Raw genomic sequence first — 3946 nt, forward strand, 5'->3', positions numbered from 1 at the left:
AAGCTCAGCAGGCCGCGAATCCGGATGATCGCAGACAGGTTAATTACCAGCGCCTGAGAGCTGATATGCTAAAAATCCAAGAAGGCATTCTTGATGCCGCCAACACGGTGCGGCGTGAGCCACGGTCGTTACCTCCCATCGAAGGAGATTATCGCTGATGGCCGTATCAGCGTCACAAGAGGCTGCTTTCACCGGGGCAACGCTAGGCGTACCCATGGGGAGCTTTAGCCTAACGATTCTTTTGATCTTGTATTCGGTGCTCTATATCTGGGTCGCCTGGGTCATTGTCACTCAGTGGAAAGCCTGGTCACACCGAAAAATAAATTTCTATGATTTTCTGACTCGGTCAGTCCGCTCAATTTTTTTAACCCTCGTTCTTGGCTTCCTACTGCGATAGCGCTAACGAAAAACATACAACGCGAAACTTTTAGCTCGTAATGTGAGGAAGACTATGAACCCCGTAATGCATGAATCTACTTTTAAACAGAAGCGCAATATTGCTCCTTTATCGATGTTTTGGCTGTGGCTGGTTTCAATATCAGCTCAGGCACAGTTGCCTACACCCGTCGATCCGTCGAGCGGTGCGCCTAATGGCAACTACTTAGCCTTTATGCAGGGCTGGACAGGCGACGCTGTCGATTATATTGCGCTCGCTATTTCCGGAGCTGGCTTCTTATGGATCGGTTGGATACTGCTCTCCAAATTCAATGAAGCGCGCAGCTCCAATGATCCTGATTGGGGCTCTGTGGGCTTGACCGCAGTTATAGCTGGTGTGCTGTTGGCCATCGTGTCTTTCTTCCTGAACGAAGCCGTTGGAATCATCTGAGGCATGGAATCGCAGCAAGCTAACGAACTGTTACCGGTGCGCTTGAATGCCGAGCCGTCGATCTTCAGGGGTTGTTCGCTCTCAGAATTGATGCTGCTGGTCACTGTGGGCGGTATCGCTCTGGTGCCCGGTAGTGTCATTGTGTGCGGCCTGTTTGGCTATCTCATGATGGGCGTCGGCATCGGTTTGCTATTGGTGATTGCCTGGGTCGTCATTGGGGCAACGGTATTACAGAAACTTAAACGGGGCAGGCCACTGGGTTACTACCAGTTGCGGCTACGCTTATGGCTTGAAGACCTTCACTTGTTGCGTTCCTCGTTTATACGACAAAGCCGGGTTTGGGATGTTGGACGCCGACTGAAGTGGAAAGTGAGGTAGAGAGCAAAATGATGAAAAAGCCACTCAATAAACCAACGGCAATCAGAAACAACCAGGCGCGGCAGCGATTGCTGGCCACCAGTGATCATATTCGTACTTTGCGTATTATTGTAGTGTGTTTGCTTGTTGCAGTAGTCGCGCTTTGGTGGCGTAACGGCGTATTGCAGGAAACTCGACGGCTCTATATCCCTCCCGATTTAACTCAAGGGCTGGTAACTAATTTTGATAGTGTGCCAGCGCCGACGGTATATACCTTCGCTCATTATATTTTTCAGCAATTGAACCGCTGGCCAAGTGACGGAGAGAAGGACTATCCCAAGCAGATATACGCACTCCAGGGTTTTCTTACACCGGGATGTCGAGCTGCGCTGGAAACGGATATGAATACCAAACAGGAACTGGGTGAGCTGCGACAACGGGTTCGTTCGGTACAGGAAATTCTCGGTCAAAGCTATACCCGCCAACGTGTCCAGATAGAAACCAGCAGTGCGTGGAGAATCTGGCTGGATGTCAATGTCACGGAATCGATTGGAGGCCATCCAGTTAAGGATGTGCTGTTGCGTTACCCCCTGCGTATTGTTCGATTCGACGTGGATAAAGAGGTTAACCCTTGGGGGTTGGCATTAGCCTGCAATGAAGCCATGCGCCCAGTGCTGTTATCAGAGGATCAGCTTGGAAAACCGTTCCGGCGTCCTGGAGGTGAATTATGAAAAGCTGTATCCAAAGGTTGTTTGTGATCTTACTGACTTTAGCCTCTGCTACCGTCCTAGCCGATGCATCAGAGCGCGTGCTTTGGGATAAACGCCCCATTAACGTTCATCTGCAAGTCGGTAATGAGCGCATTATTCATTTCCCAGATGATGTGCGTTATTGGTTGCCTGATACGGTTAAACGCCATGTGTCAGTGCTGGCGGCAAACGGCGTTTTGTATATCAGGGCAATGGAACCATTTCCGACAACCCGTCTTCGTATTCAGGGGCTGAACGATCAGCAAGTCTATTTGTTAGATATAACAGCCAGTGAAGTCGCGGCAGTTAGCGATGAATTGATTGTGATGACAAAGGAAAACACTCGGAATCGCAGTAAGGAAGCAACTGCGTACAGAACGACAGAGGACTGGCGTATCCGATTGACCCGTTATGCTGCGCAACAACTCTATGCGCCGGAGCGGTTAGTCGATGGTGACAGCGCGATTAAACGAATTCCGGTTGAATCAAAAACGTCAGTGCCACTGATTCGCGGTGGTCTTATAGAAACGGTGCCTATAGCTTCGTGGCAAGGCCATGGATTAACAGTGACTGCGGTTAGAGTGCGTAATTTATCGCGACAGTCGCTGCAGTTACAGTTTGATCGATCTGATTCTCTCCAGGCACTAGACCTAAGTTATCTTGTCCGTGGAGATTGGCTGACGGCGACATTGCAACATGATCGCTTGGGGGCAATGGGTGACGAAACAGATACAACCACCTTGTATCTGGTCTCGAATCGGTCTTTCGTGGAAAGCCTGTCCTTGCCGATTGACAGCCGGGTTCTTCAAAGTGGGCAAACCGGTAAAGAGGAAATGCAAGATGGCTGAAAAGCGCATGAATCCGTTACTGATTGGAGGTGCTGCGCTGGCCATTGGCTGCCTGTCACTCGTGATGTGCTCGGAGCCACAGGAAAGTTACCAGCCTGTTGAACAGATGCCTGGATATGACCCTGCGGCCAAGCCTCAGGACGGTGATACGCAGACCGATACTATCAAAGCATTGCAGGCCTACGCCCGAGAAGCGGTAAAAAAAGCGGATACGCTGAATGCATCGACTAAAGAAAACATGGGTAGGGTGCTGGAGAATCAGCAAAAAGTATCAAAGCTGGAAGCGGCAAATCAGCAGGCCCAGGAAGCACTGAATGAAACCACGGCGACCATAGGTTCGCTTCAGCAGCATCTCAGTCAGCTAAGACGTGAACTTAAGGATTTGAAAGAAGATAAAAGCTCAGCCGACATTGGGAAATTAAATCAGGATGGGTTGCCTGTTGGCTTTGGTTTTGATGGTCAGAACGTGATTCCGATCAATCCAGATCAGGGTGCCTGGTATAACCCTATTGATTATGTTGAGCCAGAAACAACAGAAGGTAATAAAGGCCGCTTTACTGGATTGCTACCTCGCTCACCTAATACGGCTGAAGCGAATAACGAGGTACAAGATTCTGAGAAGAAACATCAGATTATTGTCGAGCCGATTTATACGATACCCAAAGATGCAACGTTGACGGACGGACTGGCACTAACGGCTTTGATTGGCCGTATTCCGGTAGAGGGACAGACACCCGATCCTTATCCGGTAAAAATCTATATCGGCAAAGAAAATCTGTTAGCCAATGGTCACGATATGCCAGAGGTCGAGGGCATGATTTTCAGTGGTTTGGGTTTTGGTGACTGGAATCTCTCCTGTGTCAGCGCTCGCCTAACATCGGCAACGTTCATCTTTGAGGACGGCTCTATCGTGAACCACAGTAGCCAGGGGCAACCCTTGGGCTACATCTCTGACCCTAGCGGTGTGCCCTGTGTGGCCGGGCGCTTTGTCACCAACGCACCCTCATTTATTTCCCAGCGTATTGGGCTGGCAGGATTGGGGGCGGCGGGTTCCGCCTACGCCGAAGCACAGCAGCAGAGGCAAACATCATCATTAACCGGGTCAACAACGAGTACGGTCGTGGGTGACATTAATAAACTGGTTGCTGGCGAGGCAGTGCAATCCG

General features: G+C 50.2%; 7 protein-coding genes. All 7 read left to right on the top strand.

Annotated features, from left to right (window positions below):
• The coding region (locus tag Q0688_RS27665; protein ID WP_367179807.1) for an RAQPRD family integrative conjugative element protein at positions 1 to 158 on the top strand (158 nt) is incomplete at its 5' end.
• Entirely contained in the window at positions 158 to 397 is a 240-nt protein-coding gene (locus tag Q0688_RS15645) for a TIGR03758 family integrating conjugative element protein (RefSeq protein WP_020162282.1), read from the top strand. The genes Q0688_RS27665 and Q0688_RS15645, both read left to right, overlap by 1 nt.
• 54 nt (positions 398 to 451) lie before the next feature.
• Positions 452 to 826 (top strand): TIGR03745 family integrating conjugative element membrane protein, encoded by a 375-nt coding sequence (locus tag Q0688_RS15650; RefSeq protein WP_299078821.1) that lies wholly within the window; start codon positions 452 to 454, stop codon positions 824 to 826.
• 3 nt (positions 827 to 829) lie between these two features.
• Positions 830 to 1204, top strand: coding sequence for a TIGR03750 family conjugal transfer protein (locus Q0688_RS15655; RefSeq protein ID WP_299078823.1), 375 nt, complete (start codon positions 830 to 832; stop codon positions 1202 to 1204).
• An 8-nt stretch (positions 1205 to 1212) separates the two neighbouring features.
• The gene (locus Q0688_RS15660; protein WP_299078826.1) at positions 1213 to 1914 is read left to right on the top strand and encodes a PFL_4703 family integrating conjugative element protein; all 702 of its coding nucleotides are present in this window, start codon (positions 1213 to 1215) and stop codon (positions 1912 to 1914) included.
• Complete coding sequence (locus Q0688_RS15665) at positions 1911 to 2780, top strand: TIGR03749 family integrating conjugative element protein (protein ID WP_299078829.1); 870 nt, start codon at positions 1911 to 1913, stop codon at positions 2778 to 2780. The genes Q0688_RS15660 and Q0688_RS15665 overlap by 4 nt, the downstream gene beginning before the upstream one ends.
• Positions 2773 to 3946 (top strand): TIGR03752 family integrating conjugative element protein (locus Q0688_RS15670; protein ID WP_299078832.1); only part of this gene is annotated, 1174 nt, incomplete at its 3' end. The genes Q0688_RS15665 and Q0688_RS15670, both read left to right, overlap by 8 nt.

Origin of the sequence: uncultured Paraglaciecola sp. (assembly GCF_937123705.1) — a bacterium.
GTDB lineage: Bacteria > Pseudomonadota > Gammaproteobacteria > Enterobacterales > Alteromonadaceae > Paraglaciecola.

What these genes read in the sequence shown, in the direction of transcription:
- Q0688_RS15645 (WP_020162282.1), top strand. Translation starts at nt 158, where the DNA reads ATGGCCGTATCAGCGTCACAAGAGGCTGCTTTCACCGGGGCAACGCTA.
- Q0688_RS15650 (WP_299078821.1), top strand. Translation starts at nt 452, where the DNA reads ATGAACCCCGTAATGCATGAATCTACTTTTAAACAGAAGCGCAATATT.
- Q0688_RS15655 (WP_299078823.1), top strand. Translation starts at nt 830, where the DNA reads ATGGAATCGCAGCAAGCTAACGAACTGTTACCGGTGCGCTTGAATGCC.
- Q0688_RS15660 (WP_299078826.1), top strand. Translation starts at nt 1,213, where the DNA reads ATGATGAAAAAGCCACTCAATAAACCAACGGCAATCAGAAACAACCAG.
- Q0688_RS15665 (WP_299078829.1), top strand. Translation starts at nt 1,911, where the DNA reads ATGAAAAGCTGTATCCAAAGGTTGTTTGTGATCTTACTGACTTTAGCC.